Source organism: Nocardioides sp. SRI_004 (genome assembly GCF_057586415.1).
The window spans coordinates 39,925-66,501 of the sequence record NZ_JBYCZV010000007.1 but is presented as its reverse complement, the minus strand read 5'-3'; the positions used below and the strand labels follow the sequence as shown (position 1 = coordinate 66,501).

Below are 26,577 nucleotides of genomic sequence, written 5' to 3'. Positions count from 1 at the left end.
CTCATGGCAGACTCAGCGCCGTGAGGGGAGCTCCGACCAGTCGATCGAGGCTGGGTGCGCTGCTGGCGTGCGCGGCGTTGGTGACGGCGTGCAGCAGCGACCCGAAGCCGGTCTACCAGGAGGAGACCGCTCCCCAGTCCGTCGTGACCGAGTACGACGCCTCGCTGGAGCCCTCGGCCGCCGTACTCTCGCTGGTGCCGGACGACGCCACCTCGCTGACGGTCACCGACTTCGACCAGCTGCGGCTGGTGCTCGGCTACGGCGCGCTCGACGGCGACAGCTCGCAGCGCGAGCGCGACGCCTTCTGGCGCAAGGCCCCCACCACGGCCGCCCTCTCCCTGGGTCTCCTCGCCTCCGCCGACGCCCGGCTGCGCGCCGACTTCGGCATCGGTCGCGACGACGTCGCGTGGGAGGCGACCTACGCCGGTGACGCCTCCGGCTGGGTGCTCGCCTTCCACGACTCCGTGCCGATGGCGGCCGTGCAGCGCGCGGTCCGTGCGGGCGTCGGCCCGCTCGAGGGTGCGGTCGTCGACGCCGACCGCCACCTGGTCACCTCGGCCGCGCCGCCCGACGGTGCCGACTCGTGGGGCGCCACCGAGGTGCTGCTGAGCCTCGTCGGCCGGGAGGCCATCTCCACGTACGTCGACCGCTCCTGCCTCGACTTCGACAGCGTCTTCGGCAGCGGCATGGAAGCCCAGCTGGCCGCGGCGCCGAAGGCGGCCCTGCGTGCCCTCGACGAGCTCGACGCCTACTCCGTCGCGCTCGGCGCGGAGCTGGTGACCGTGCAGCTCGGCCCGGACCGGGGCGACGTCTTCGACCGGGTCCGGCTGGCCGACGTGATGCCGCCGACCGACCCGGACTTCGGGCTGGTCATGAGCCGCGGGGTCGCCGACCCGTCGAGCGGCCGGCTGGGCTACACCCTGGCGGACGCCCCCGCGGCCGCCGCCCTGACGAAGGCCCGCACGCTGCCCTTCGCCGTCTGCCGTTCCCTCGGCTGATCAGCCCCGCAGGGCGTCGTACTGGCCCTTGTCGTGGGCGCAGATGACCGTGACCTCGTCGCCGCGGCTGCGGGCCAGCTCCTGGAGCCGTTCCAGGTTGGCGACCCGCGCCTTGTTGTCGACGGCCATCATCCGCTGGAAGGCCGCGAGCGAGGCGGGGCAGCCGGGTGGCTCCGCCACCTGGTCGCCGTGGAAGAACGCGTCGCCGGCGTGCAGGAGCCAGCCGCCCTCCGGTCGCCTGACCGCGACGCCGGAGTGGCCGCGGGTGTGGCCGTGCAGCGGCACGATGACCACGTCGTCGGCCAGCGCCTTCACCGAGGCGAAGCCGAACCAGTCGTCACCACCCTCGCGGTGCTCGGCCCAGAGCGGGTGGTGCGCCCACTGGCCCTGGACGTAGCGCGCCTTCTCCCGCAGCGTCGGGCGCTTCGCTGCGCCGAGCTCGGTGGCGTGCACGTGGATGCGCGCGTTCGGGAAGTCGCCGATGCCGCCCGCGTGGTCGAGGTCGAGGTGGGTGAGCACGATGTCGGTGACCTCGGCGGGGTCGTGCCCCAGTGCGCGGACCTGCGCGACGGCGGTCTCCGCGGCGTCGAGCGCGGGGCGGACCATCGTGAGGAACGGCCGGCCCAGCCGCTTGCGGTCGGCGAGGTCGGCCGTGCCGAAGCCGGTGTCGACGAGGACGAGCCCGTCGGGGCGCTCGAGGAGCAGGACGTGGGCGACCATCGGCGGGGCCAGCGGCGGCCGCATCGTCGCGCAGTTCAGGTGGTGGATGCGCACGGGGTGATACTCACACAACGCCGGGGGTTTCGAGGCTCGCTGGCGCTCGCACCTCAACCGCCGGCGGCGTCCAGGTCGTGCAGCCGCTGCACGGTCGGCGAGGTCGGCACCGTGCTCGGGTCGGGGGCGGTGCCGAACAGCCGGTCCGCCGTACCGGCGGTGGTGACCGTGAACCAGTAGTGCTCGCTCTTGTAGTGGTGCAGCCGGTGGTTGCGCCAGACCTTGCGGTACCAGGCGGACTTCGGGCGGTAGTCGCTGTGCAGCAGGTAGTGCGTCCACTCGTAGCCGGACTTGATCGTGTAGACGGCGACCAGCAGCGTGAACATCGACGTCGTCGTCGGCGTGACCAGCCACGCGAGCCCGGTCCACGCCGGCGCGAGCCACAGCTGGGCCTGCCAGGGGATGAAGACGAGCGGGATCTCGCGCGGATTGGCGTGGTGGGCGCGGTGTTTGCGCGCGAGCAGCGGGTCGAGTGTGACCGGCCCGACGTGGCGCGGCTTCCAGTGCAGGATGAAGACGTGGACCAGCCACTCCACGACCGGCAGGATCGCCACCAGCCCGACCGGCACGAGCAGCTCCCACCACGACCCGGCGCCGGCGAGCACGCGGCCGACCAGTGCGGCGACCAGGCAGGTGCCCAGCAGGTAGGGGCTCGGGTGTCGCCAGAACTCGGCGAAGACCTCGCCCATCGTGAGGTTGGTACGGCGCCCGGCAGCCCGGTCGCCGACGTACTTCCCGTCGAGCTTGCCGTCCAGCCGCTGCTCGTCGGCGGCCACCTTGCGGGCCGCGAAGGCCTCGACCTCGCGGGGGCTCACTGGTCCTCGCCCATCGCGTCGAAGGCGGCGAGGAGCGCCTCGGCCGTCGGCGTCAGCACGCGTGCCGCGGCAGCGCGGGCCGTGGCGGCGTCGCCGGTGCGGACCGCGGCGGCGAGCATCCGGTAGGGCTCGACCTGGCCGACCTCGGCGGCCAGCACGGCGGCCAACGCGGGCAGCGCCGGCTCGTAGGCGGTGCGCAGGCTGTTGAACATCAGCCGGAAGACGAGGGAGTCGGCGCCGTCCACGAGCAGGTCCCAGTAGTCGAGCGCCAGCTCCTGCCACCGCACGGCGTCGTCAGCGGCGGCCAGGTCGTCGATCACCCGGTCGAGCTGGGTGGCGAGCGCCGGGCCGCCCCGATCTGCGGCCAGCGCGGCGATGCCGGGGCCGACCTCGGCGCGGGCCTCGATCACGCTGCGCGCGATGGCGGCGTCGAGGCGCCCGCCCCTGACCAGCAGTCGGGGCAGGAGGTCGAGGCCGGCGGCGCGGCGGAAGTCGCGGACGGTGGTCGCGCCGCCGTGGCGCACCTCCACGAGCCCGGTCTGGGCGACGCGCTGGAGCGCCTCGCGCACGGCCGGCCGGGAGATGCCGAGCACCTCGGCCAGCCGGCGCTCGCTGGGCAGGGGCTCGCCGACGGCGAGCTCGCCGTCGAGGACGTCGTCGAGGACCTGGTCGAAGACCTCGTCGGCGACGGAGCGGCGGGTCACGGGTCGCAGTGCCATGCCGACGACGGTAGGTCGAATCGGCTTGGTGGTCAAGTGGTCATACCAGTTTGATCGGCCCGATGACGCCTGTGCAGCACGCCGCTCGTACCCTGAATCCGTGGTGCGATGGTGGAGCGTTCGACTGTGGGGCGCCCATCTCCTCGCGCTCGTCTGCGTGGCCTTCGCGGCCGGCATGGGCCTGTGGCAGTACGACGCCTGGCAGGAGCGCCGCGCCGCCGAGCAGATGGACCTGACCGAGGCCTCCCCGGTGCCGATCACCGACGTGCTCGGCCCCGACGACCCGTTCCCCACCGCCGGCCTGGGCCGGCCGGTCGAGGTCCGCGGCACCTTCCTCGACGCCGGCACGGTGCTGGTCTCCGGCCGTGACGGCGCCGACGGCGAGGACGGCCGCTGGCTGGTGACCCCGCTCAGCGTCGGCGCCACCGACCAGCCCGCCGTGCCCGTGGTCCGCGGCTGGGTGCCCGCGGACACCACGATCGACGACGTCCCCCCGCCTCCGTCGGGCGAGATCGAGCTCGTCGGCTGGCTGCAGCCCACCGAGGCGGCCGAGGACGGCGACACGGACCCCGAGCAGGGCGTCATCCCCCACCTGCGGGTGGCCGACCTGGTCCAGCTCCTCGACGGCCAGGACCTGTACGGCGCCTATGTCGTCGCCCGCGAGCCGCTCGCCGCCGACGCCGCGGCCGGCGTGGACGCCGCCACCCTCGACCAGCTGCCGCCGGCCAGCCGGTTCACCGGCCTGCGCAACATCCTCTACGCGATCGAGTGGTGGGTGTTCGCCGCGTTCGCGGTCTTCCTGTGGTGGCGCCATGTGCGCGACACCACGGCGGCCCCCCTGCCCGGGGAGCCCGCCGACGTGGACGACCCGGAGGGCGTCTCCCCATCGACGGCATAGGCTCGGAGCCGTGACCAAGCTCTTCCACACCTATCGCGTGCTCGCGCTCGTGGTGGGTGTCCTCCTCGTGGTCGGCGCGCTCAGCTCCCTGTGCAAGTACCTCCTCGAGGACGGCAGCACCCTCCAGCAGCTGGGCGACGACCTCACGCTGATCTGGATCGTCCACGGCTGGGTCTACATCGTGTACGTCGTCGTGGCGTTCCTGCTGAGCCAGAAGGCCCGCTGGAGCCTCCCCCAGCTGGGGCTGATGCTCATCGCCGGGCTCATCCCCGGCCTGATCTTCTGGGTCGAGCACCGGGTGGTCGAGCGCCTGCGCGCCGACCACCCCGAGCTCGCCCGCGCCTGATGCCCGCCGACGAAATTGATTGACGTCAATCAATTTCGCCGGCGGCCCCTGCCGCGCTGACCGAGGCCTGTGGAAGCGGGCCGCGGTGGCCGGCTGCGCCGTGGCACCGTTGCTGGATGGACCTCTTCAGCGCGCCGCTCCTCCGGCCCTCGTCGATGAGCCCGTTCGACCGCATCGCCGACGGCGTCGTCCAGGTCCTCCTCGAGCACGGCGTCGAGGGGGTCAGCATGGCTGCGATCGGCCGTGCGCAACGCACGAGCACCCAGGCCTTCCAGCAGTACGTCAAGGGGTTCCGCTCGGCGACCGAGTCGTCCGTGCTCGCGACGCTGCACCGGATCGCGGCGCAGGTCATCACCCATCGGTGGCTCGAGTGGGATGCCGGTGAGCTCCGGCTGCCCGAGACCGAGGAGGAGCGCGACGGCGTCGAGGCCTGGTTGGCGTTCCAGGAGCTGGTGCGGGGGCGGGGCCGGGCGGGCGACCTCGTGCCGGCAGAGATCCTCGACGACGCCCGAGTGCTGGAGATCAAGCAGTGCCAGGACCGCCTCTCCCTGGGCGGCGATCGGGTCGCCCACCGCTCGGCCGTTGCCATGGTCGCCCTCGCCGACGGCCTGCGTGCGCAGCTGCTGCGTCCGGACCCGCCGTTGTCGGTGCTCGACGCCCGGTCGCTGCTGGAGCAGCACGCGGCGGCCGCGAAGTCGGTGGCCTCGCGACCCGCCGCGTGAGCTGGTCCGCCCTTCTCAGGCCTCGTCGGCCGACTGCCAGACCGGCTCGCTCCCGCCGCCCTGCAGCTTCTTCGCGATCGCGGCGACGGCCACGCCGAGCCCGGCCAGCACCAGCAGCTTCTTCAACGTCCTCATCCCAGTCTCCTCCTCGATCGGTGTCGACCCCCAGCATGGTCCACGCCCCCAATGGCCGCCTCGTAGGATCGTCAGCGTTGCCGGCCACCGATGACCGGCGAGACACGAACCAGCCAGAGACGAGGCACCCCATGGCAGACCAGGCCGTCCTGAAGACGAACAAGGGCGACATCACGATCAACCTGTTCCCGAACCACGCGCCGCTGACGGTCGCCAGCTTCGCCGGCCTCGCCACCGGCAACCCGGTCGAGGTCTCGGCCGACGGTCCCTACACCCCCGACCGCCGTGGTGGCTCCACCGGCGAGGGCCCGTTCTACGACGGCCTCACCTTCCACCGGATCATCCCCGGCTTCATGATCCAGGGCGGCTGCCCCGACGGCATCGGCACGGGCGGCCCGGGCTACCAGTTCAAGGACGAGCCGCACCCGGAGCTCACCTTCGACAAGCCCTACCTGCTCGCGATGGCCAACGCCGGCCCGGGCACCAACGGCTCGCAGTTCTTCATCACCGTCGGCCCGACCACGTGGCTGAACTTCAAGCACACGATCTTCGGCGAGGTCGCCGACCAGGCCGGCCGCGACGTCGTCGACGCGATCGCCGCCGTCCCGACCGGCCGCAACGACAAGCCGGTCGAGCCGGTCGTCATCGAGTCCGTCACCATCAGCTGACCGCACCGGATCGAAGACAACGCGCATGACCAACCCTCCGGTCGGGGTGCCGACCTGCTACCGGCACCCCGACCGCGAGACCTGGATCCGCTGCCAGCGCTGCGAGAAGCCGATCTGCCCCGACTGCATGCGCGAGGCGGCGGTGGGCTTCCAGTGCCCCTCCTGCGTCGCCGAGGGTCAGAAGTCGGTGCGCCAGCCGACCGCGGCGTACGGCGGCACGCCCTCCGGCAACCCGGCGCTCACCTCGATCGTCCTCATCGCGACCAACGTCCTGGTGTGGATCCTGGTGACCGCGACCGGGCGCTACTCCGGCGCCCTCTTCGACTGGTTCGCGCTGAGCCCGCGGGGCGCGTGCCGCGAGGGCGACAGCTACTACCCGTTCATCACGGACGCGGCGACCTGCAACGCAGGCGCGTCGGCGCGGTGGGTCGACGGCGTCAGCGACGGCGCCTACTGGCAGCTGGTCACCAGCATGTTCACCCACGTCGAGCCGTGGCACATCGGCTTCAACATGCTCGCCCTGTGGGTGCTGGGACCGCAGCTCGAGCGCGTCGTCGGGCGCGCGCGCTTCCTCGCGATCTACTTCCTCGGCGGCCTCGCCGGATCCGCGGCCGTCTACTGGCTCGCGGCGGAGCAGGGGACGACGATCGGCGCCTCGGGTGCGATCTTCGGCCTGATGGGCGCCCTGGTCGTGATCGGCCTGAAGATCGGCTCGAACCTGCAGGACCTGCTGATCTGGGTCGGCATCAACGTCGCGCTGACCTTCACGCTCTCCAACATCTCCTGGCAGGGCCACTTCGGCGGGCTCGCCGGCGGCGCCGCCGTCACGGCGCTCATCGTGTTCGCCCCGCGCAGTCGGCGCGCGACGCTGCAGGCCGTGGGGCTCGGTCTCTTCGCCCTCCTGATCGTGCTGGCGGTCCTCGCCCGCACGGTGGTGCTCGCCTGATATCCCCAGCTTTATCCACCGGTGTGGATGAATGACACCGATGTAGTTCTCCCCAACTGGGGAGAAAGCTGTGGAGAAGGCCTCAGGCGACCGTGAAGTCGAAGTACGTGTCCGGGTACGGCTCGTCGCGCAGCGTGTAGTGCCACCACTCGCAGTCGTAGCGCTCGAAGCCGCTCGCCTCCATCACCGCACACAGCGCCCGGGTGCCGATGGGCCGGTTGGCGAGGTAGCCGTCGACCGGCGTGCCGGTGAAGTTGTCCCAGGTCGCGTACTTCGCGTCCCAGCGGACGCCGGGCACGAGGTCGTCGACGTACACGAAGTCGGCGCTCATCGCCCCGCCCGGGCCAGGGTCAGCTCGACCAGCCGGTCGAGCACCGCCGGCAGCGGCAGGCCCGCCGCCGCCATCATCCGCGGGTACCGGCTGTACGACGTCAGGCCGGGCATCGTGTTCACCTCGTTGAGCAGCACCTCGCCACCCGGCGTGAGGAACAGGTCGACCCGGGCCAGCCCGGAGCACCCCAGCGCGCGGTAGACCGCGACCGCGACCTCCTGCACGCGGCGCCGGTCGGAGGCCGGGATGTCCGCGGGGACGACGAAGGTTGCGTTCTCCGAGCCGGTCTCGGGGGTCGCCTCCTGGTGGATCCGGAAGAAGCCGTGGGACAGGGCGACCCGGTCCACCTCGCCCACCAGCAGGTCGGCGCCGTCGCCCAGCACCGCACAGCCGATCTCGCTGCCGGCGACGGCGCCCTCGACGAGCTCCTTGGCGTCGTACACGCGGGCGGTGGCGAGGGCCGCGGCGAGCTCCTCGGGGCCGGTCACCTTGCTGACCCCGAAGGAGGAGCCGGAGCGCGCCGGCTTCACGAAGACGGGATAGCCGAGCTCGGCCGGGTCGAGCTCCTCGTCGCTGAGGACGACCCGGAAGTCCGGGGTGGCGATCCCCGCGGTGCGCACGAGCGTGTATGCGAGCGCCTTGTCCATGCAGGCCGCCGAGCTGGGCACGTCGCAACCGGCGTACGGGATGCCGGCGAGCTCGAGCAGGCCCTGCACCGCCCCGTCCTCACCGAGCCGGCCGTGCAGCACCGGCAGCACGACGTCGAGGTGGACGGTCCGCACCCCGTCCCCGGACGGTACGACGAGCCCGTGCACCCCGCGGTCGGGCGCCACGAACGCCGGCCGGCCGCCGGAGCCGGTCCAATCGGCGTCGGGCCCGTCGCACAGGCGCCACCGCCCGGCGCGGGTGATCCCGACCCAGTGCACCCGGTAGCGGTCCGGGTCGAGGCTGCGGGCGACCTCCCGGGCCGACTTCACGGAGACGTCGTGCTCCTCGCCGATGCCACCGAACAGGACCCCGACCGCGAGCCGGTCCTCACGCCCGGCCACGGCTGCTCCTCCGCTCGAAGTCGAGGCAGGTCGCGAGGGTCTGCTCGACCGTGTCGGCGAGCGCGTGGTCGGTGTGGAAGGCGGTGTGCGGGCTGATCACCACGTTCGGCATCTCCTGCAGGCGCGCGAGGGCTGGGTGGTCGAGCGGGCCGCTGCCGTGGTCGGCGTAGAAGATCCCGCGCTCGCCCTCGACGACGTCGAGCGCTGCCGCGGCCAAGCGGCCGTCCTCGAGCGCCGCGACCAGGGCGGCCGTGTCGACCAGCGCACCGCGCCCGGTGTTGACGAGGACCGCGCCCGGCCTCATCCGGGCGATCCGGCCCGCGTCCAGCAGGTGGCGGGAGTCGCGGTCCAGCGGCGTGTGGAGGGTGACGACGTCGCTGCGGCGGAGCAGCTCGTCGAGCGGCACGTGGCCGGCGCCCGAGCGCTTGTCGTGGGTGAGGACCTGGGCACCGAAGGCTCGCAACCGCGTGACGACGGCCGAGCCGATCCGGCCCGTGCCGACCACGCCGACCGTGAGGTCGCGCAGCTCCCGGCCGCGCTCGTCGGCGAGGCGGTAGTCGTGCAGGTCGGCCCGCCGCACCATCGACTTCGCGTGCCGCAGGGCCATCAGCACCAGCATCAGGGTGAAGTCCGCGACGCTGTCGGGGGAGTAGCGGACGGTCGCGACCTCGATGCCGAGGCGGGCGGCGTACGCACGGTCGATGTGGTCGTCGCCGATGCTGCGGGTCGAGAGGTGCTCGACGCCCGCGCGGCGCAGCGCCCGCAGCGTGGTGCGGGAGACGTCGTACCGGTGCCCGACGCTGACGCACCTGCTGCCGCGCGCGAGCTCGGCGGTGTCCTCCATGACCGGCAGCGCGCTGATCGCGGTGCGGACGCCGAGACGCGACGAGGCCGCCCGGAACAGGGCGGCCTCGTCGGGGTCACAGCCGTAGACCGTGATCGTCGTCGGGAGCGCCGGGGAGACGGCGCGCTGGTCTGCTGCGGGGCTGGAACGCATGGGCCCCAGTCAAGGCAGGACGACGTTGCCGGCCCGTATGCGTTTTCCGATACGCGCGCGATATGCGCGCGCCGCTCACTCCCAGCGGGTGGCGAAGGTGAAGCCGACCGCCATGAACGCGATGCCGACGAAGAGGTTCTTCTGGCCCAGGTCGTTGAAGATCGGGATGTCCTTCGGGTCGTTGCCCGTGAGGAAGATGTAGAAGATGCAGATCCAGACCAGGCCGATCAGGAAGCAGCCGAGCATCCCGACCACGACGCCGCGGCCGCGGCCGAGCGGGGTCTTCGGGTGCGCGGAGATCGCCAGGCCGAGGAAGAGCGCGATGAAGCCGATCAGGTAGTTCTTGCCCTCGAGGTCGGCGAAGAACGACGGGCCGCCGGGCTGGTTGGGCTTGCCCTCGGAGTTGAGGCTGCCGAAGCCGTCGGTGGGCCGGATGCCGAAGTAGTAGTAGAGGATCCAGCCGATGCCCCCGAGGATCAGCACCAGCGCGATCGCGAAGCGGATGCTCATCACCGGACCGCGGTCGGGGTCAGCGAAGATGTCGCCGTCGTTGTTCTTCGACAGGCGGGGCAGCTTGGCCACGTCAGGGCTCCTCGATCATTTTCGGTCAGTCTGCCCGGCTGTGCTGCCGGGGCGGGGCGATGCGGTCAGGGGTCCGGGTGGACACTGTCAGTATGACGGGTACGCACGCGGGCGCTCCGCCGGGCCACCGGACCAGCCGGTCGCTGGCCTGGCGGGTCGGGACACCGGTTGTCGCGCTGCTGAGCGGCAGCCTGCTCGCCGTGTCGGCGGCGAACAGCGACGGCACCGATCTCCGCCCCGGACGGTACACCGACATGGCCGGTCTGGTGGAGGCCGAGGCCAACGACTACCAGGGCGTCGAGGACCGGCTCAACGAGCTCACCGACGAGGTCGACCAGCTCGGTGCCCGGGTCAGCGACCGCGGCGTCAACCTGGCGCGGGCCGAGGCCGCCGAGCTGCGCGACCCGGCGGGGCTCACCCCGCGGGAGGGCCAGGGTCTGCGGATCACCATGCAGGACGCCCCCGACGAGCTCGTTGACGAGGCCATCGAGTTCAACAAGCAGGCCGACCCCGAGGACCGGCTCAAGCTCAACCGGTTCGTCGTCCACCAGCAGGACATCCAGGCAGTGGTCAACGCGCTGTGGGCCGGCGGCGCCAGCGCGGTGACCATCGCCGGCCAGCGGGTCATCTCCACCACCGGCATCAAGTGCCGTGGCCCGGTCGTCCAGCTGCAGGGCGTCCCCTACTCCCAGCCGTTCGTGATCGAGGCCGTCGGCGACCAGTCCGGGCTGCTCGAGGCCATCGACGCCGACGGCCTGGTGAGCGGCTACCGCACCGACGCGGCCAACTCCCAGATCGGCATCGGCTGGTCGATGGAGGCCGAGGAGCGGGTCAAGGCGCCGGCGTACGACGGCCTGCTCGACCTGCAGTACGCCCGCCCGCTCAGGAACTGACGCCCAGAAGGGGCCCTCAGCGACCGGCCCCTCAGCGACCGGCCCGCAAGGGACTGGGCAGTCCCCCGAGCGGCCGCTCCGTGCCGCCCCCGGGTCCGCCGCCCGGGCCCGGGTCGAGCGGGTTGAGCGGGTCGGTGCCGTCGGCGACCTCCTGACCGTCGCTGATCCCGTCGGCGTCGCTGTCCGGGTTGCTCGGGTCGGTGCCCGCCGCCGCCTCGTCGGTGTCGGAGAGCCCGTCGCCGTCGGTGTCGACCGGCTCGGTCGGCTTCACGTAGACCGACACGAAGATCACCACGTCGTCGCCCTGGTTGCGGGTCTCGCCGGCCGCCGGGATCTGCTCGGTGATCCGGCCCTTCTTCTGGCTGTCGTCGGACGCGTCGGCGTCGCGGACGACCGGGTTGAAGCCGGCGTCGCGAATCAGTTTCTCGGCCTGGGCCTGCGTCTTGCCGACGACGTTCGGGACCTTGCTCGGGCCGTCGGACACGCAGAGCGTGACGTCGGTGTCGCTGCCGACCATCGTGCTGGGGATCGGGGTCTGCTCGACGACGGTGCCCTTGGGGTCGTCGGCGTCGCAGTCCTCGAAGCGGATGTTCTCCCGCGGGATGCCCGCGTCGGTCAGCGTCTTGAGCGCGACGGCGCGCTTCGAGCCGGTGACCGTCGGCATCGCGAAGTCGCACGGCCCGCTGGAGATGGTGAGGTAGACGGTCCCGGTGGGCGCGATGTAGTCGCCGCCCTCCGGCTCCTGCTTCAGGACCACCCCGGCGTCGAAGTCGTCGCTGCACGCCACCGCGCTGTGGTCGCTCTCGAGGCCGGCCTCGCCGATCTCGCTGCGCGCCTTGTCGACCTGCTTGGTGACGACGTCGGGGACGCGGATCTCGGTGGGGGTGTCGTCGAAGAGCTTGGGCCACACGGCGTACGCCGTGCCGAAGAGGGCGAGCAGGAGGACGCCGAGCAGCACCCACAGGCCGACCTTGCTGCGACGGTCGTCGCGGGCCGGGGGGAGCGGCTGCCGGACCGCGGTCTCGGGACCGGGGTCGTGCGGCACCGGCACCGGCGCGGCCACGGCCGTGGGCCCGGTGGCCGGCTCGCTGACGACGGCCTGGACCGGGCGGCCGGCGAGATAGCGCTCGATGTCGGCGCGCATCTGGGCGGCCGACTGGTAGCGGTCCTCGACCCGCTTCGCCAGCGACTTCATCACGATCGCGTCGATCTCGGGGGTGAGGTCGTCCTCGTGCCGCGACGGCGGTACGGCGGGCTCCCGCACGTGCTGGTAGGCGACCGCCACCGGGGAGTCGCCGACGAACGGCGGGCGCCCGGTCAGCAGCTCGTAGAGCAGGCAGCCCGCCGAGTAGACGTCGGAGCGAGAGTCGACCGTCTCGCCGCGCGCCTGCTCCGGGGAGAGGTACTGCGCGGTGCCCACGACGGCCGCGGTCTGGGTCATCGACGACTGGGCATCGCTCATCGCCCGGGCGATGCCGAAGTCCATCACCTTCACGTCGCCCGACGGCGTGAGCATCACGTTGCCGGGCTTGATGTCGCGGTGGATGATCCCGGCGCGGTGGCTGTAGTCGAGGGCCGACAGGACGCCGCTGGTGATCTCCAGCGCCCGCTCGGGGAGGATCTTGCGGCCCTCGCGCAGGATGTCGCGCAGGGTGCGCCCGGCGACGTACTCCATCACGATGTAGGGGACGACCTCGTCGCTGCCGTCGGGCTGGACCGCCCGCTCCTCACCGGTGTCGTAGACCGACACGATGGCGGGGTGGTTGAGCGAGGCCGAGGACTGGGCCTCGCGGCGGAACCGGGCCTGGAAGGTCGGGTCGCTGGCCAGGTCGGTGCGCAGCCGCTTGACCGCGACGACCCGGCCCAGGCGGGTGTCGGTGCCCTTGCGGACCTCGGCCATGCCGCCGCGGCCCAGCAGCTCGCCGAGCTGGTAGCGGCCGCCGACCACCGGCCCCGAGCCGTTGTTGCCGTCGTTGGGTGGGGTGCTCATCCGTCGGCTCCCAGGTCGCTGAGCGGGTCGGTCGGTGCGGTCGTCGGCGAGTCCGTGGGCTCGGTCGGCGTCGTCGGCTCGGTCGGCGTGGTGGGCTCGGTCGGCTCGGTCGGCTCGGTCTGCTCCACCGGACCCCAGTAGTAGATGACGACGGAGTCGCCCTTGTTGAGGGTGCCCGAGCGGGAGAACTCGGCGACCGTGTCCTCGGGGCACGAGCCGTCGTTGGGCGTCGCGAAGCGCTCGACGGAGACCTGCAGCTCGAGGTCGCTCAGGTCCTGCTGCGCCGTGCGGTAGTCGGCCGAGCAGACATAGTCGTCGGCGTCGAACTCGACGACGGTGCTCTCGCTCGAGGTCTCCTCAGTCGGCGTCGTCTCCGTGGACGCCTCGGACGTCGTGTCGTCGGCGGTCGGCTCGTCGTCACCGCCGCCCAGCAGCAGGATCGCGACCACGACCGCCGCGATGACGAGCAGGATCACCGCGATCGCGGCCGGCCACGGCGACGTACCGGTCTTCTGCTTCTCGTCGTCGCCCGCGTACGCCGCCGGCGAGTCGAGCCGGCGCATCGGCGCCGACGGGTCGGGGACCGGCGCCGGGACCACCCCGGTGACGGGCGGCAGGACCCGCGTCGCCCCCTCGGCGGGGGTCGGCGGCGGCACGGCGCTGGCGCTGGACGGGTTGCGGACCGCTGCGGCGAAGGCCGAGCCGTCGGCGAAGCGCTCGGCCGGGTCCTTGGCGAGGGCGCGCGTGACGACGGCGGCCAGGTCGGCGGGCACGCTGGCGGGCAGGGTCGGGACGGGCTGCTGGAGGTGCGCGAGCGCCGTCGCGACCGGGGTCTCGGCCTCGAACGGCCGGCGTCCGGTCAGGCACTCGTAGGCGACCACGCCGAGCGAGTAGACGTCGGAGGCGGGCGTCGACGGGTTGCCGCGCGCCTGCTCCGGGCTGAGGTACTGCGGGGTGCCCATCACCGAGCCGGTGCGGGTCAGCGCCGCCGAGTCGGCGGCGCGGGCGATGCCGAAGTCGGTGATCTTCACCTTGCGGTCGGGGGTCACGAGCAGGTTGGCGGGCTTCACGTCGCGGTGCACGATGCCGGCGCGGTGCGCCACGCCGAGCGCTTCGGCGGCCTGGGCGATCAGGTCCTGCACGACGGCGGTGTCGATCACGCGACCGTTGGAGCGCGCGCTCGCGAGGAGCGCCGAGAGCGGCTGGCCGTCGACCAGCTCCATGACGAGGTACGGCGGCAGGGTGCCGGTGTCGTCGGCGCCGTAGTCGTAGACGCCGGCGATCCCCGGGTGGTGCAGCGCCGCGGCGCTGCGGGCCTCGCCCTCGAAGCGGGTCTGGAACATCGGGTCGTCGGCGTACTCGGCCTTGAGGACCTTGACCGCGACCGGCCGGTTGAGGCGGGTGTCGGTGCCGCGCCAGACGACGCCCATCCCGCCCGTGGCGATCACGGAGTCCAGGTGGTAGCGACCGGCCCGGTCGGCGTACTGGCTCTGCTCGCTCACTTGTTCAACACCGCTTCCATGACTGCCTTCGCGATCGGACCGCCGAGCTGCCCGCCCGCGATCTCCTTCCCCGGTGCCTCCTGGATCATGACCGCCACGGCGACCTCGGCGTTCTCGGCCGGCGCGAAGGACACGAACCAGCCGTACGGCGCCTTGCCCTCGACGCCGCGCTGGGCGGTGCCGGTCTTGCCGGCCACCTTCACGCCGTCGATCGCGGCCGGGGACGCGGTGCCGTCGTCCACGGTCGAGACGAGCAGGTCGGTGAGCTGGGCGGCGGTCTGCGGCGAGATCGCGTCGCGGAGCTTCTCCGGCTCGGTCGTCTCCAGCACGTCGAAGCTCGCGGTCTGGATCTGGTCGACCAGGTAGGGGCGCATCAGGCCGCCGCGGTTGGCGATCGCGGAGACGACCATCGCCATCTGCAGCGGCGTCGCCTGCACGGAGAACTGCCCGAAGCCGGAGCGTGCGGTCTCGGCGTCGTTGAGCTCGCGCGGGTCCTGCGGCTCGCCGTCGATGGTGTCGACGACCTCCTTCGGGAAGACCGACCGGGCCTGGGGCCCGAGGTCCTCGAGGTAGTCGCTGTTGAACCCGAACGCCTCGGCCGTCTCGCGCAGCTTCTTCGGGCCGACCTTGACCGCCATCTTCGCGAAGGCGGTGTTGCAGGAGTTCTCCATCGCGGCCGCGAACGAGATCTCCGCCGGGCTGCAGCCGGTGCGGCCCTCGTTGTCGATGACGTTCTGCGAGCCGCTGGTTCCCGGCGCCTGCCAGGTCGCGCCGGAGGGCACCTGGTCGTCCTGGTTGTAGAGGCCCTCCTCGATCGCCGCCGCGGCGGTGACCACCTTGAAGGTCGAGCCCGGGAAGAGCCGGGTCTGGATGGCCCGGTTGAGCAGCGGCTGGTGCTCGTTGGCGTCGAGCCGGTCGTAGGCCTTCTCCCGCACGTCGCGGCTGTGGGAGGCCAGCTCGTTCGGGTCGTACGACGGGAAGGACACCATCGCGAGGATCCGGCCCGTCTTCGGCTGGATCGCGACCACGGAGCCCTCGCCGTCGGGGCCGACGGTGTCGCGCAGCGCGCGGTAGGCGGCCCGCTGCGCCTTCGGGTCGAGGGTCAGCGAGACGTTGCCGCCCTGGTTGGTGTCGCCCTTGAGGAGGTCGACGAGGCGGTTGACGAACAGTCGTGGGTCCTCACCGGAGAGCACCTCGTTCTGGCTGCGCTCGAGGCCGGTCTGGCTGCCGAGCTGGAGGTAGCCGGTGACCGGCGCGTAGAGCTCCTTGCCCGGGTAGACCCGGAGGTACTTGTACTGGTCGTCGACCGGCACGCTGCGGGCGATCGGGTCCTCGCCGACCTGGATCAGGCCACGCTCGCGGCTGAACGCCGCCGCCGCGACCCGGGCGTTGCGGGGGTCCTTGTTGAGCTCCTCGGACCGCCAGAACTGCAGATAGGTCACATTCGCCATCAGGGCGAGGAAGAGGAACATGCAGAAGATCGAGACGGCGCGGATCGGCTTGTTCATCGCAGGCCCTCCCCGGTGGTCGAGGAGGTCGCGCAGCGACCGGTCGTCCCGGTGGTCGAGGAGGTCGCGCAGCGACCGGTCGTCCCGGTGGTCGAGGAGGTCGCGCAGCGACCGTCACGAGACCCCTGTGCCCGGTGCACGTGCTCACTCACGACGGCACCACCTTCACGATCTGCGTGGCCTGCTCGTCCTCGTCCTCGGTCTCCGTGAGGTCGGGCAGCGGGCGCCGGGCCTGGTCGGAGATGCGCAGCAGGATCGCGATGATCACCCAGTTGGCGACCAGCGACGAGCCGCCGTACGACAGGAAGGGCGTGGTCAGGCCGGTCAGCGGGATCAGCCGCGTCACGCCGCCGATGACCACGAAGATCTGCAGCGCGAAGACCGCGCCGAGGCCGGTGGCGACGAGCTTGCCGAAGCCGTCGCGCGAGATCAGCGCGGCGCGGAGGGCCCGCTCGACGACGAGGCCGTAGAGCAGCAGGACCGCCATCACCGCGGTCAGGCCGAGCTCCTCGCCGATGGCGGCGAGGATGAAGTCGGACTCGGCGTACGGGACCCGCTCGGGCATGCCCTCGCCGAGCCCGCGCCCGACCATGCCGCCCCACGCGAAGCCGTAGAGCGCCTGGACGAGCTGGTAGCCGCTGCCGTCGGGGTCGGCGAACGGGTCGAGCCAGATGTCCACCCGGGCCTGGACGTGGGAGAAGATCCGGAACGCGACCGTGGCGCCGCCGAAGAAGAGCAGGCCGCCGACGACCAGCCAGCCCGGTCGCTCCGTCGCGACGTAGAGCATGACGAGGAAGAGCCCGAAGAACAGCAGGCTGGACCCGAGGTCGCGCTGCAGCACGAGGATGCCGAGGCTGACGACCCACATCATCAGGATCGGGCCGAGGTCGCGACCGCGTGGCAGGTCGATGAAGACCACCCGGCGCCCGGCGAGGGCCAGCGCGTCGCGGTGGACGACGAGGTAGCCGGCGAAGGTGACGACCAGCAGCACCTTCGCGATCTCGCCCGGCTGGAAGCTGAACGGGCCGAGCGCGATCCAGATCTTCGCGCCGTTGATGGTGCGCCCGATGCCGGGAAGCATCGGCAGGATCAGCAGCACGATGGCCGCGAGGCCCGAGGTGTAGGTGAAGCGGGCGAGCAGCCGGTGGTCGGGCAGCACCACGAGGGTGCCGACGAAGAGGACGACGCCCAGCGTCATCCAGGTCAGCTGCTGGCTGGCCAGGCCCGTGTCCTTGGCGAGGTCGAGGCGGTGGATGATCGCCAGGCCCAGCCCGTTGAGGGCGGCGACGACGGGGAGCAGCACCGGGTCGGCGTAGGGCGCGACGATCCGCACCGCGACGTGGGCGGCGACCGTGAGCACGGTCAGCCAGCCGCCGTACCCGATCAGGTTGGTGGGGACCTCGCCGTCGACGCCGAGCCCGACGGCGGCGTAGGCACCGATGCCGACGACGAGCGCGAGGACGAGGAGGAAGAGCTCCGCGCCCCGCCGGCGGCGGTGGACGAAGCCCATCAGGGCGGAGTTGGTGGCCATCACTCCACCGGGGCGAAGTCGCTGGCGTCGCCGGTGGGGTCCGGCGTGGCGGGCGACGTCGGGTCGGGGGTCGTGGACGGCTCGGGCGACTCGTCGGCCGGTTCCTCGGCCCGGTCGACCTCGCCGGCGATCTGCTGGACCTTGTCGCGGGCGGCGTCGTAGTCGTCGGCGGGGATGCCGTCCTCGACGCTCGAGGCCAGGCCGTCGGGCAGGTCGTCGACGGAGATGTCGGAGACCTCGTGGACCGAGGACAGCCCCGGGACCTCGACGCCGCGGTAGATGACGACCTTGCCGTCGTCCTCGCCGACGTAGTACTGCCGCTGGCTCCACCAGTACGCCGTGCCGAGCACCACCCACACCAGGCCCATCAGCACGGCGAGCCCCAGCAGGCGGCGCGGCCAGATGAAGCGCGGCGGCGCCTGGGGGGCGTAGCGCATCGCCTCGGGGTCGGCCGGCGGGTCGGCCCGGATGGCGTAGTCGATGCCCTCCGGGATCTCCGCCGCGACCGGCTCGAGCTCGCCCGTGTCACCGGAGCGGTGGCCGCGGAAGAGCGCGCGGGGGCGACGCTGGCGCAGGTCGGCCGCGGCGCCGACGATCATCGGCTCGTGGGGGACGGCGTCCGGGACGGCCTCGGCGACGTCGGCCACGACGCAGGTGACGTTGTCGGAGCTGCCGGCGTCGAGGCTGGCGCGGACCATCTCGATCGCGCTGAACTCCGGCGAGCCGTCGGCGAGGATCTCGGTGATCCGCGGGTCGTCGAGCACGCCGCACGCGCCGTCGCTGCACAGGAAGAGGCGGTCGCCCGCGACGAGCTCGAGCGCGAACAGGTCGGGCTCGACGTCGTGCAGGCCGTCCAGCGCCTTGAGGATGAGGTTGCGGTGGGGGTGGACCCGCGCCTCCTCGGCCGTGATCCGGCCCTCGTCGATGAGGCTCTGGACGAAGGTGTGGTCGTTGGTCAGCTGGGAGAGCTCGCCGTCGCGGAGCAGGTAGGCACGGGAGTCACCCACGTGGCCGAGCGCCAGCCGGGTGCCGTCGAAGAGGGCGACCGTGGCCGTCGTGCTCGTGCCGTTGAGGGAGGGGTCCTGGTCGACCTGGTTGCCGATCGCGACGTGGGCCTCGTGGATGCCGTCGCTGACCCGGTCGAGGACGTCGGCGCTGCCCGGCGGCTCGTCGAGCTGGCGCAGCTCGTTGACGGCCGTGCCGGAGGCGATGTCACCGCGGGCCGCGCCGCCGACGCCGTCGCAGACGGAGAGCAGCCACGGGCCGGCGTACCCCGAGTCCTGGTTGTCCTTGCGGACCCGGCCCACGTCGGAGACGGCGTAGAAGTCGAGGCTGAGCGGCGCCTTGGGCGCCTTGGCCGGTGCGTCGACGGTGTCCTGCTGGAAGACCTCCGGGACCTCGGCGGTCGGGTCGGGCGTGGGCCGCTCGGGCGCCTCGGGGTTCTCGACGGTGTCGGGCGCGGTGCTGTCGAGGGGGGAGTCCTCGAGCGGGACGTCCTCGTCGGGGGTAGGGGCCATCACTTCCTCAGCTCCACGATGGTCTTTCCGATCCGGACCTGCGAGCCGAGCCCGATCGGGACGGGCTGCGTGATCCGCTGGCTGCCGAGGTAGGTGCCGTTGGTGGAGCCGAGGTCCTCGACGTACCACTGGCCGCCGGACGACACGATCCGCGCGTGCCGGGTCGACACGTAGTCGTCGTCGAGCCGGATGGCCGCGTCGTTGCCGCGTCCGATCAGGACCGGCGCGTTGGCGAGGTCGGCCGTGATGCCGGTGTTGACGCCCTGCACCACCGCGACGTGGGTGGGCTGGCCGCGACGCGGCGCCGGCGGCGGCTTGGGGGCGCGCGGCTGCTTGCCGGGCGCGGCCGGCGTGGGCACGCGGGCGCCGAACATGTCCGAGCGGATGACCGAGATGGCCGACAGCACGAAGATCCAGAGGATCGCGAGGTACGCGATCCGCACCAGGAACAGGGTCAGCTCAGACATCGGAGGCCTCCTCGAGGAGCCGGAGGACGAGGGACGTGTGGCCGACCTGGACCCGGGAGCCGTCGCGCAGGGTCGACCGCGCGACCTTCTGCCCGTCGACGCGGATGCCGTTGGTCGAGCCCATGTCGTGCACCTCGACATGGACCGGTCCGTCGCCGGGAGCGGCGCCGGTGCCGGTCTGGGTGGTGATGAGGAACTCGGCGTGCCGCCGGCTGACGCCGGGGTCGTTGATCCGGATGTCGGCCTCGCTGCCGCGCCCGACCACGAGGCCCGGCGCCTGCAGCGGGTGCTGCGTGCCGTTGACCTCGAGGACCGCGCGGGTGCGCTGGCTGCTGCTGCGCCGCGAGTGCCCGGTCACCGCCGCCTCGGCCTGGCTGCGCACCCGGAACCGGCCGGTGGTGAGGTCGTCGGCCGCCTCGAAGGTGATCCGGATCGGCCCGGGGAAGACGTAGGACTGCAGCTCGGCGTGCTCGGTCAGCTGCTCGGTGAGCTCGGTCGCCAGCGTCGAGTCGTACGGCGCCAGCCGCTCCAGGTCGCCGGGGGACAGCTCGACCACGAAGCTGTTGGGCACCAGCCGCCGCTGCCGCGACAGCACCTGCGCCTTGTTGTCCAGCTCGCGCTGGAGCGCGGCCGCGATCTCGACGGGCTGCACGGCGCTGCGGAAGGTCCGGGCGAACACGCCGGAGATCGCCTGCTCCAGCCGCTGCTCGAATCGCTGCAGTCCCCCCACGTGCCTGCCCTCCTCTCGCCGGTCGGTCGTCCGTCGTCTGCGTCATTGCCCGTCGGGCCTGTCCGGACACGGGTCACTCGATCGTATCGGTGGCGGCCTCGAAGCCCCGGGACCTCGTCCGCCACCCCCCGGTTTTGGGCGATGGGGCGAGGCTGGGATAGCCTTGCCCGGCTGTCGAAAGACAGTGACGCGCGAGTGGCGGAATAGGCAGACGCGCACGGTTCAGGTCCGTGTGTCCGAAAGGACGTGGGGGTTCAACTCCCCCCTCGCGCACGTGTGACGAAGCCCCGGGTCCTCGGACCCGGGGCTTCGTCGTTTCCAGGCCCTGCGGCGTGGCGCCGGGAGCCGGGTGCCTCGGCGCGAGCGGTCAGTGCAGGTCCTCGGTCACGCGGAAGACCGGCCACCCGATCTCGGTCCGCCATGCGGCGCTGTCCTCGGTGTCCCGCGGACCGACGAGATAGCGCTCGCGCACCGGGCCGGCCACGGTCAGCGCGTTGCCGACCACCCAGGAGCCGAGCTGCCCGTAGGTCACGTCGACGCCGTCGTGCTCGCCCTCGTGGACGGTGACCGCGAGCTCGACGGCGGGCAGCCGGACCGGGCGGACGCGCCCGCGGCTGTGCGGCTCCGGAGTGGGCCGGTAGAGCAGCAGGTGCCCGCGCCCCTGCTCGAAGAGCTCGTTGTCGTAGAGACCGCCGGCCGGCTCGCCGCCGGCAGGCGGACCGAGCACCGCGTCCAGCTCGGCCATCGCCCCGGCGAACCAGGCGGCGACGTCGCCCGCGCCCACCTCGTCCTCGACCGCGGCGACCGTCACGGCGGGCTCCGCGCGCAGCTCGACCTGCAACGGCGCGGGCTCGGGCGCGAGCAGCCTCCGCAACGAGCTGACCGCCACGCGGGTGCGCGCCAGCTCGGACTCCAGGCGCGCGAGGTGTTCGGCGACCAGCGCCGCTCGCTGACCGGGGTCGGGGGAGCGCAGGATGCGCCGGACGTCGGCGAGGGGCACGTCGAGCTCCCGCAGCCGGTGGATGACCTGCGCCGTCGGGATCTGGTCGGCCGTGTAGTAGCGGTAGCCGCTGGACGCGTCCACCAGCTCTGGCTCCAGCAGCCCTGCCTCGTGGTAGCGCCGCAGCGTGCGGATGCTGAGGTGCGTGACCCGCGAGAACTCACCGATGGCCAACATGGTTGAAGTCTGGACCCTCCCCCCCCGGGGGAGACTCCAACCCTTGACTCTCGCGGGACCCGAGTGCCCAGGCTCGAGTGCATGGACACCACCACCAACACCGAGCAGCTACCCACCACGATCCGTGCCTACCTGGCCGCCCAGGAGGCGCGCGACGCCGACGCCGCCCTGGCCCTGCTGACGCCCGCCGCCGTGATCTCCGACGTCGGCGAGTCCTTCAGCGGCGAGGACGCCCTGCGGCGCTTCGTCACCGAGGCGGGGGCCGAGTTCACCTTCACCACCGAGATCACCGGCGTACGGCGCGACGGCGAGACCTGGGTGGTCGGCCACCACCTCGAGGGCGACTTCCCCGGCGGGACGGCGGACCTGGACTACCGGTTCGTGCTCGGTGAGCGCATCGAGCGACTCGACATCGTCGTCGGCTGAGCCGTCCCCCCGAACCGACACCCCACCACGACGAGGAGAAGACATGGCACATGAGGATCGCGACCGCCTCGACGGTCGCAGGGCGCTGGTCACCGGCGGCTCGAAGGGTTCCGGACGGGCCGTCGTCGACCGACTGCGGGCGATGGGCGCCGACGTCTGGACGACGGCGCGGACCATGCCCGAGGGCTACGACCGCGCCGACCGCTTCATCGAGGCGGACACCTCGACGCCCCAGGGCGTGGACACGGTGGCCGCCCGCATCGCCGAGCACGGCGCGCTGGACATCCTGGTCCACGTGGTCGGCGGCTCGACGACACCACCGGGCGGCTTCGCGGCCGCCACGGAGGAGCAGTGGCTCACCGAGCTGAACCTCAACCTCCTCGGGGCGGTGCGGCTCGACCGGGCGCTCCTCCCCGCCATGCTCGAGTCCGGCGGAGGGGTCGTCCTGCACTTCGGGTCCATCCAGCGCGACATGCCGCTCCACGAGGCGACGCTGCCCTACGCGTCGGCCAAGGGGGCGCTGCGGACCTACAGCAAGGGCCTCGCGAACGAGCTGGCGCCGCGCGGCGTGCGGGTCAACACGATCAGCCCGGGTGGGATCCAGACGGAGGCCTACGAGACCTTCGTGGACGGCATCGCCCGTGGCACCGGGATGACGCCCGACGAGGCCAAGCAGAGCATCTTCGACTCCCTCGGCGGGATCCCGCTGGGCAGGTTCGCCAGCACCGAGGAGATCGCCGACCTGGTCGGCTTCCTGGTCTCGGACCGCGCCTCGGCCATCGTCGGTGCCGAGTACGTGACCGACGGCGGGACGGTCCCGACCGTGTGAGCTGATCGGGATGCCGTCGTCCCGACAACTCAGGACCCGGTGGCCGGGGCTGGGGCTGAGCGGTCGGATGGCGGGTCCACCCGGGGCCAGCGCATGCGCCGGTGGACGGGCGACATCGTGGGTTCCTACGCTCGAGTCATGCGCGCTGCTACCACCGGGCACGCGGGTTCCGGGAGCCGCGTCGCCGGGCGTCCCGTCCCCGGCCGGCCGGCCGGAGCGCCGTCGTACCGTGCCGAGCTGGTGCGCACACTGCGCGTCGTCCTGGTCGGCGGGCTGCTGGGCGGCGTGGTGATCGGGCTGTTGCTCAGGATCGCGATGCTGCTGCTGCGCCTCGCGTCGCCGGACGCCGTCGGGCTGACCTCCGACGACGGGTTCGAGATCGGGCGGGTGACCCTGTTCGGCGTCTACAACCTGATCGGGTTCGGCGTCCTCCTGGGGTGTGTGGGCGCGGCGGCGTACGTCGCCGTGGCGCCGTTCCTGGTCGGACCCACCTGGCTGCAGCGCTTCGGCGTGGCGCTGACGGCGATGCTGCTCGGCGGTACGGCGGTGGTCGATGACGAGGGCATCGACTTCAACGCCCTCGACCCCGAGCTGGCAGTCGCGCTCTTCCTCGCGGTGCCCTTCGTGTCCGGGCTGGTCGTCGCGGCCGCCGTCGAGCTCGTCGACCACAGGGTCGACGGCTGGCCGCGTTGGTTGCCTGCATTGATCCTGCTGCACCCGGCGCTGATCGTGGCGATCGCCGCTCTCGCGGCCGTCGTCGCGGCGTTGCTGCCGGCGCGCCGGACGCTGCTGGAGCCGATCCTGGCCAGTCCCGTGCTCCGCTGGGTGCTTCGGCTCGTCTTCCTGCTGGTCCCCGTCCTCGCCGGCTTCGGTCTGGTGCGCGACCTCGACGCCGTGCTGGCCTGAGGGTCCGCATGCGGCACGATGACCCACCGTGCCTTCGAGTCCGGGACCCCTGCTGCGTCGTACCCTCCTCGCGCTCGTCGCGGTCGCCACGCTGGGCGTGAGCGCCTGCGGCGACGACGGCGACGGCCCCAGTGCCGATCCGGCCGGGGTCCTGACGCGGGACGAGATCAGCGAGGCGCTCCTGCCCGTCGGGTCGACGGTCGAGCAGGCCGAGGTCGGGCCGGAGGACCTGCCGGGGTTCGCCGACGACCGCGAGGCGGACCGCGAGGAGTGCCAGCCGCTGTCGGCGATCGTCGACCTCGACCCCGAGCCGACCCGCTCCGCACGGGTGCAGGTCGACGTCAAGCCGCTGGGCGCGTGGGTGCACGTGCAGCTGCTGACCTACCCGGCAGGCGATGCGGAGGAGGTGCTCGACCAGGTCGCCGCCGCAGTCGAGGCCTGCGCGGACGGGTACGTCGAGACCCGGGTCCGCGAGTACCCGGTGCACGAGGTCGCGCGGGAGGAGGGCCCCGCCATCGGTGACCAGGTGGTCGCCTTCTCGACGACGGCGACCGACTCGATGGACACCGAGCCCTTCCCGCTGGACGAGCACACGGTCCTGGTCCGCGACGGTCAGCAGGTGCTCGCGTTCCGGGCCGGGAGCATCGGTGAGGACGAGGAGGCGCTCGCGTTGCTCGGCGCGGTCGTGGACGCCCAGTGGGAGCGGTACGCCGCCGCGAGGTGAGCTGATCAGCTGCGCCCCGGATCAACCCGCGTCCCCCGGGTACGGCCCGGCCTTCACGGTCGGACGAGGGAGCCCCCATGGTGGACAGCGGCAAGGCAGTGCGCGTGATCAGGAAGGCGGTCCGCAGCGCCGTCACGGAGGCGGCGGAGGCCGCGCTGGCGAGGGTCGCGGACCGGGAGGCGTCCCGGGCACCGGGGTCCCCAGCGCCGAAGCCGCCGAAGGTGGCCGAGCCGACGAAGCCGGTCGAGCCGCTGCCGCCCAAGCCGGACCAGAGCGGGCCGGACCGTCGTACGGCGACGGGGGCGGAGACCCTCGCGACGCGCGACGACGTCGCCCAGCAGGGGCGCTTCCTCACCACCTCCACCGGCGCCCGGCTGCGCGACACCGACCACTCGCTCAAGGCAGGTGACCGCGGACCGACGCTGCTGCAGGACCACCACCTGCGGGAGAAGATCACCCACTTCGACCACGAGCGGATCCCGGAGCGCGTCGTGCACGCACGCGGTGCGGGCGCCCACGGCGTCTTCGTCGGCTACGGCAACGCCAAGCCAATCTGCCGGGCGGGCTTCCTCGCGCGGGGGAAGGAGACGCCGGTCTTCGTGCGCTTCTCGACCGTGCTCGGCTCGCGCGGGTCCGCGGACACCGTGCGCGACACCCGCGGCTTCGCGACGAAGTTCTACACCGACGAGGGCACCTTCGACCTGGTCGGCAACAACATCCCGGTCTTCTTCATCCAGGACGGGATCAAGTTCCCCGACGTCATCCACGCCGGGAAGCCGCACCCCGACCGCGAGATCCCGCAGGCGCAGAGCGCCCACGACACCTTCTGGGACTTCGTGTCGCTCCACACCGAGGCCCAGCACCACACGATCTGGAACATGTCCGACCGCGGGATCCCGCGCTCCTACCGGACGATGGAGGGCTTCGGCGTCCACACCTTCCGCACGGTCAACGCGCAGGGCGAGACCGCGCTCGTGAAGTTCCACTGGAAGCCCCGCCTCGGCGTGCACTCCCTGACCTGGGAGGAGGCGCAGCTGACCGGAGGCATCGACCCCGACTTCCACCGACGCGACCTCGCCGACGCCATCGAGTCCGGCGCCTACCCGCAGTGGGAGCTCGGCCTCCAAGTCTTCGAGGACACCGACGACGAGACCTTCCAGGGCATCGACCTGCTCGACCCGACGAAGCTGGTCCCGGAGGAGCTCGCGCCGGTGCAGCCGGTCGGCCTGCTGACCCTGACCGGCAACCCGACCAACTTCTTCGCCGAGACCGAGCAGGTCGCCTTCCACGTCGGCAACCTGGTGCCGGGGATCGACGTCACCAACGACCCGCTGCTGCAGACCCGCCTGTTCTCGTACGTCGACACGCAGCTCACCCGCCTGGGCGGACCCAACTTCAACCAGATCCCGGTCAACCGCCCGCACGCGCCGGTCAACGACATGCTCCGCGACGGCTTCCACCAGCACGCGGTGCACGCGGGCGTGGCGCCGTACCGGCCCAACTCGCTCGACGGCGGCTGTCCCTTCCACGCCTCCGGCGCGCGGGACGGGGCGTTCGTCGACGTACCGGTGCGTGTCGCCGAGTCGGTCAAGGAGCGCGACGTCCCGGTCTCGTTCGCCGACCACTTCAGCCAGGCCCGCCTGTTCTGGCTGAGCATGACGCCGGTCGAGAAGCAGCACATCATCCTCGCCTACACCTTCGAGCTCTCGCGCTGCTACGAGCACGCCATCCGCGAGCGGCAGCTGCTGGCGCTCGCGCAGGTCGACCCCGAGCTGTGCGCCGAGGTGGCCGCCGGACTGGGCCTGCCGGCTCCGGAGGCGCCCGGCCCGCTGGCGGAGCCCCAGCCGAGCCCGGCCCTCTCGCAGTTGGGCCGGGAGTGGCCCACGGACGGCCGGGTGCTCGGCGTCGTCGTCGGCGACGAGGGTGACCTCGACGGGGTCGACGCACTGGTCGAGACCATCGCCGACCACGGCATGGTCGCGCTCGTCATCGGACCGCACGGCGGCAAGCTGTCCGACGGCACCGTCGTCCAGCGCACCTTCGGCGGCGCTCGCTCCGTCGAGTTCGACGCCCTGCTCGTGGCCGGCTGCCCCGCTCCCGCGCCCGACGCGATCCCGGTGCGCGACGCCAAGGCCGACGACCCCGGCGAGCCGCTTGACCCGAGGGTCCGGCTGATGCTCGAGGAGTGCTACCGCCACGCCAAGACGATCGGCGTCTGGGGTGCCGGCGCCGAGGCGCTCGCCGCGGCCGGCCTCCCCGTCGACGCGCCCGGGATCGTCCCGGGCAGCTCGCCGACCGGGGTCCTCGCCGAGGTCGAGGGACTGCTCGGCAGCCACCGGGCGTGGGAGCGGTTCGTGTCGCCGACGCCGTGAGACCGCTCCGCGACGGATCGCGCGC

At 72.5% G+C, this 26,577-nt stretch carries 27 protein-coding genes and 1 tRNA gene; 13 read left to right on the top strand and 15 right to left on the bottom strand.

The features are described 5' to 3' along the window. Positions 1-20: 20 nt before the first annotated feature. Entirely contained in the window at positions 21-998 is a 978-nt protein-coding gene (locus tag AC2YHB_RS11330; RefSeq protein WP_487353935.1) for a hypothetical protein, read from the top strand. Here AC2YHB_RS11330 and AC2YHB_RS11325 read toward each other — a convergent pair whose 3' ends face one another. From AC2YHB_RS11325 to AC2YHB_RS11315, 3 genes are read right to left on the bottom strand one after another with little or no spacing between them, the layout of a single operon-like run. Further along, on the bottom strand, positions 999-1,772 hold the full coding sequence (locus AC2YHB_RS11325; RefSeq protein WP_487353934.1) for an MBL fold metallo-hydrolase: 774 nt from the start codon (positions 1,770-1,772) through the stop codon (positions 999-1,001). Between the two features lie 53 nt (positions 1,773-1,825). Then, positions 1,826-2,587 carry a sterol desaturase family protein gene (locus tag AC2YHB_RS11320; protein ID WP_487353933.1) on the bottom strand — a complete coding sequence of 254 codons (762 nt, stop codon included), beginning with the start codon at positions 2,585-2,587 and terminating at the stop codon, positions 1,826-1,828. Continuing rightward, a complete protein-coding gene (locus AC2YHB_RS11315) occupies positions 2,584-3,306 on the bottom strand; it encodes a FadR/GntR family transcriptional regulator (RefSeq protein ID WP_487353932.1) in 723 nt (240 codons plus the stop codon). Before AC2YHB_RS11315 ends, AC2YHB_RS11320 begins: the two co-directional genes overlap by 4 nt. Before the next feature lie 100 nt (positions 3,307-3,406). Between AC2YHB_RS11315 and AC2YHB_RS11310 the strand changes: the two genes are divergently transcribed. The 5 genes from AC2YHB_RS11310 to AC2YHB_RS11290 all read left to right on the top strand — a co-directional run bounded on the left by AC2YHB_RS11310 (position 3,407) and on the right by AC2YHB_RS11290 (position 7,021). Next, positions 3,407-4,204 (top strand): SURF1 family protein, encoded by a 798-nt coding sequence (locus AC2YHB_RS11310; RefSeq protein ID WP_487353931.1) that lies wholly within the window; start codon positions 3,407-3,409, stop codon positions 4,202-4,204. A 10-nt stretch (positions 4,205-4,214) separates the two neighbouring features. Next, complete coding sequence (locus AC2YHB_RS11305; RefSeq protein ID WP_036543790.1) at positions 4,215-4,550, top strand: DUF3817 domain-containing protein; 336 nt, start codon at positions 4,215-4,217, stop codon at positions 4,548-4,550. Between the two features lie 116 nt (positions 4,551-4,666). Next, positions 4,667-5,272 carry a hypothetical protein gene (locus AC2YHB_RS11300; protein WP_487353930.1) on the top strand — a complete coding sequence of 202 codons (606 nt, stop codon included), beginning with the start codon at positions 4,667-4,669 and terminating at the stop codon, positions 5,270-5,272. A 266-nt stretch (positions 5,273-5,538) separates the two neighbouring features. Continuing rightward, positions 5,539-6,075 carry a peptidylprolyl isomerase gene (locus AC2YHB_RS11295; protein ID WP_036543786.1) on the top strand — a complete coding sequence of 179 codons (537 nt, stop codon included), beginning with the start codon at positions 5,539-5,541 and terminating at the stop codon, positions 6,073-6,075. A gap of 25 nt (positions 6,076-6,100) precedes the next feature. Then, positions 6,101-7,021 carry a rhomboid family intramembrane serine protease gene (locus AC2YHB_RS11290; protein WP_487353929.1) on the top strand — a complete coding sequence of 307 codons (921 nt, stop codon included), beginning with the start codon at positions 6,101-6,103 and terminating at the stop codon, positions 7,019-7,021. 82 nt (positions 7,022-7,103) lie between these two features. Here the strand turns inward: AC2YHB_RS11290 and AC2YHB_RS11285 are convergent, their stop codons facing one another. The 4 genes from AC2YHB_RS11285 to AC2YHB_RS11270 form a co-directional block, all read right to left on the bottom strand. Then, positions 7,104-7,352, bottom strand: coding sequence for a M15 family metallopeptidase (locus tag AC2YHB_RS11285; protein ID WP_487353928.1), 249 nt, complete (start codon positions 7,350-7,352; stop codon positions 7,104-7,106). Then, entirely contained in the window at positions 7,349-8,401 is a 1,053-nt protein-coding gene (locus tag AC2YHB_RS11280) for a D-alanine--D-alanine ligase family protein (RefSeq protein ID WP_487353927.1), read from the bottom strand. The genes AC2YHB_RS11285 and AC2YHB_RS11280 overlap by 4 nt, the downstream gene beginning before the upstream one ends. Continuing rightward, positions 8,388-9,398 (bottom strand): NAD(P)-dependent oxidoreductase, encoded by a 1,011-nt coding sequence (locus tag AC2YHB_RS11275; RefSeq protein WP_487353926.1) that lies wholly within the window; start codon positions 9,396-9,398, stop codon positions 8,388-8,390. Before AC2YHB_RS11275 ends, AC2YHB_RS11280 begins: the two co-directional genes overlap by 14 nt. Before the next feature lie 75 nt (positions 9,399-9,473). After that, complete coding sequence (locus AC2YHB_RS11270) at positions 9,474-9,980, bottom strand: cell division protein CrgA (protein WP_036543780.1); 507 nt, start codon at positions 9,978-9,980, stop codon at positions 9,474-9,476. 92 nt (positions 9,981-10,072) lie between these two features. Between AC2YHB_RS11270 and AC2YHB_RS11265 the strand changes: the two genes are divergently transcribed. Further along, the gene (locus AC2YHB_RS11265; protein WP_051932064.1) at positions 10,073-10,873 is read left to right on the top strand and encodes a DUF881 domain-containing protein; all 801 of its coding nucleotides are present in this window, start codon (positions 10,073-10,075) and stop codon (positions 10,871-10,873) included. A gap of 31 nt (positions 10,874-10,904) precedes the next feature. Here AC2YHB_RS11265 and pknB read toward each other — a convergent pair whose 3' ends face one another. From pknB to AC2YHB_RS11230, 7 genes are all read right to left on the bottom strand, one after another. Beyond that, the gene (gene pknB, locus AC2YHB_RS11260) at positions 10,905-12,863 is read right to left on the bottom strand and encodes a Stk1 family PASTA domain-containing Ser/Thr kinase (protein ID WP_487353925.1); all 1,959 of its coding nucleotides are present in this window, start codon (positions 12,861-12,863) and stop codon (positions 10,905-10,907) included. Further along, a complete protein-coding gene (locus AC2YHB_RS11255; protein WP_487353924.1) occupies positions 12,860-14,365 on the bottom strand; it encodes a protein kinase domain-containing protein in 1,506 nt (501 codons plus the stop codon). Before AC2YHB_RS11255 ends, pknB begins: the two co-directional genes overlap by 4 nt. Then, entirely contained in the window at positions 14,362-15,873 is a 1,512-nt protein-coding gene (locus AC2YHB_RS11250; protein ID WP_487353923.1) for a peptidoglycan D,D-transpeptidase FtsI family protein, read from the bottom strand. The genes AC2YHB_RS11255 and AC2YHB_RS11250 overlap by 4 nt, the downstream gene beginning before the upstream one ends. Before the next feature lie 148 nt (positions 15,874-16,021). Further along, a complete protein-coding gene (locus tag AC2YHB_RS11245) occupies positions 16,022-17,404 on the bottom strand; it encodes an FtsW/RodA/SpoVE family cell cycle protein (RefSeq protein WP_036543776.1) in 1,383 nt (460 codons plus the stop codon). Further along, on the bottom strand, positions 17,404-18,921 hold the full coding sequence (locus AC2YHB_RS11240) for a PP2C family protein-serine/threonine phosphatase (RefSeq protein ID WP_487353922.1): 1,518 nt from the start codon (positions 18,919-18,921) through the stop codon (positions 17,404-17,406). The genes AC2YHB_RS11245 and AC2YHB_RS11240 overlap by 1 nt, the downstream gene beginning before the upstream one ends. After that, complete coding sequence (locus AC2YHB_RS11235) at positions 18,921-19,388, bottom strand: FHA domain-containing protein FhaB/FipA (protein ID WP_036543774.1); 468 nt, start codon at positions 19,386-19,388, stop codon at positions 18,921-18,923. Before AC2YHB_RS11235 ends, AC2YHB_RS11240 begins: the two co-directional genes overlap by 1 nt. Further along, positions 19,381-20,118 (bottom strand): FHA domain-containing protein, encoded by a 738-nt coding sequence (locus AC2YHB_RS11230; protein WP_036543773.1) that lies wholly within the window; start codon positions 20,116-20,118, stop codon positions 19,381-19,383. The genes AC2YHB_RS11235 and AC2YHB_RS11230 overlap by 8 nt, the downstream gene beginning before the upstream one ends. 189 nt (positions 20,119-20,307) lie before the next feature. On the opposite strand from AC2YHB_RS11230, the gene AC2YHB_RS11225 reads away from it, so the two are divergent. Next, positions 20,308-20,391 (top strand) — tRNA-Leu (locus AC2YHB_RS11225). Between the two features lie 94 nt (positions 20,392-20,485). Here the strand turns inward: AC2YHB_RS11225 and AC2YHB_RS11220 are convergent. After that, complete coding sequence (locus tag AC2YHB_RS11220; protein ID WP_487353921.1) at positions 20,486-21,295, bottom strand: MerR family transcriptional regulator; 810 nt, start codon at positions 21,293-21,295, stop codon at positions 20,486-20,488. Between the two features lie 81 nt (positions 21,296-21,376). Here AC2YHB_RS11220 and AC2YHB_RS11215 point away from each other — a divergent pair, with 81 nt between their 5' ends. From AC2YHB_RS11215 to AC2YHB_RS11195, 5 genes are all read left to right on the top strand, one after another. Next, a complete protein-coding gene (locus AC2YHB_RS11215) occupies positions 21,377-21,721 on the top strand; it encodes a nuclear transport factor 2 family protein (RefSeq protein WP_487353920.1) in 345 nt (114 codons plus the stop codon). A gap of 43 nt (positions 21,722-21,764) precedes the next feature. After that, positions 21,765-22,550 carry an SDR family oxidoreductase gene (locus AC2YHB_RS11210; RefSeq protein ID WP_487353919.1) on the top strand — a complete coding sequence of 262 codons (786 nt, stop codon included), beginning with the start codon at positions 21,765-21,767 and terminating at the stop codon, positions 22,548-22,550. A 138-nt stretch (positions 22,551-22,688) separates the two neighbouring features. Then, positions 22,689-23,456, top strand: a complete 768-nt coding sequence (locus AC2YHB_RS11205) for a hypothetical protein (protein WP_487353918.1) — start codon at positions 22,689-22,691, stop codon at positions 23,454-23,456. Between the two features lie 28 nt (positions 23,457-23,484). Further along, positions 23,485-24,180: a hypothetical protein gene (locus AC2YHB_RS11200; RefSeq protein ID WP_487353917.1), complete on the top strand. Its 696-nt coding sequence runs from the start codon at positions 23,485-23,487 to the stop codon at positions 24,178-24,180. 77 nt (positions 24,181-24,257) lie between these two features. Then, a complete protein-coding gene (locus AC2YHB_RS11195; RefSeq protein WP_487353916.1) occupies positions 24,258-26,552 on the top strand; it encodes a catalase in 2,295 nt (764 codons plus the stop codon). Positions 26,553-26,577: the final 25 nt, after the last annotated feature.

Coding starts and splice junctions, on each gene's coding strand:
- pknB (WP_487353925.1), bottom strand. CDS start 12,863: ATGAGCACCCCACCCAACGACGGCAACAACGGCTCGGGGCCGGTGGTC.
- AC2YHB_RS11250 (WP_487353923.1), bottom strand. CDS start 15,873: ATGAACAAGCCGATCCGCGCCGTCTCGATCTTCTGCATGTTCCTCTTC.
- AC2YHB_RS11220 (WP_487353921.1), bottom strand. CDS start 21,295: ATGTTGGCCATCGGTGAGTTCTCGCGGGTCACGCACCTCAGCATCCGC.
- AC2YHB_RS11290 (WP_487353929.1), top strand. CDS start 6,101: ATGACCAACCCTCCGGTCGGGGTGCCGACCTGCTACCGGCACCCCGAC.
- AC2YHB_RS11295 (WP_036543786.1), top strand. CDS start 5,539: ATGGCAGACCAGGCCGTCCTGAAGACGAACAAGGGCGACATCACGATC.
- AC2YHB_RS11210 (WP_487353919.1), top strand. CDS start 21,765: ATGGCACATGAGGATCGCGACCGCCTCGACGGTCGCAGGGCGCTGGTC.
- AC2YHB_RS11215 (WP_487353920.1), top strand. CDS start 21,377: ATGGACACCACCACCAACACCGAGCAGCTACCCACCACGATCCGTGCC.
- AC2YHB_RS11300 (WP_487353930.1), top strand. CDS start 4,667: ATGGACCTCTTCAGCGCGCCGCTCCTCCGGCCCTCGTCGATGAGCCCG.
- AC2YHB_RS11275 (WP_487353926.1), bottom strand. CDS start 9,398: ATGCGTTCCAGCCCCGCAGCAGACCAGCGCGCCGTCTCCCCGGCGCTC.
- AC2YHB_RS11285 (WP_487353928.1), bottom strand. CDS start 7,352: ATGAGCGCCGACTTCGTGTACGTCGACGACCTCGTGCCCGGCGTCCGC.
- AC2YHB_RS11205 (WP_487353918.1), top strand. CDS start 22,689: ATGCGCGCTGCTACCACCGGGCACGCGGGTTCCGGGAGCCGCGTCGCC.
- AC2YHB_RS11235 (WP_036543774.1), bottom strand. CDS start 19,388: ATGTCTGAGCTGACCCTGTTCCTGGTGCGGATCGCGTACCTCGCGATC.
- AC2YHB_RS11240 (WP_487353922.1), bottom strand. CDS start 18,921: ATGGCCCCTACCCCCGACGAGGACGTCCCGCTCGAGGACTCCCCCCTC.
- AC2YHB_RS11195 (WP_487353916.1), top strand. CDS start 24,258: ATGGTGGACAGCGGCAAGGCAGTGCGCGTGATCAGGAAGGCGGTCCGC.
- AC2YHB_RS11265 (WP_051932064.1), top strand. CDS start 10,073: ATGACGGGTACGCACGCGGGCGCTCCGCCGGGCCACCGGACCAGCCGG.
- AC2YHB_RS11315 (WP_487353932.1), bottom strand. CDS start 3,306: ATGGCACTGCGACCCGTGACCCGCCGCTCCGTCGCCGACGAGGTCTTC.
- AC2YHB_RS11245 (WP_036543776.1), bottom strand. CDS start 17,404: ATGGCCACCAACTCCGCCCTGATGGGCTTCGTCCACCGCCGCCGGCGG.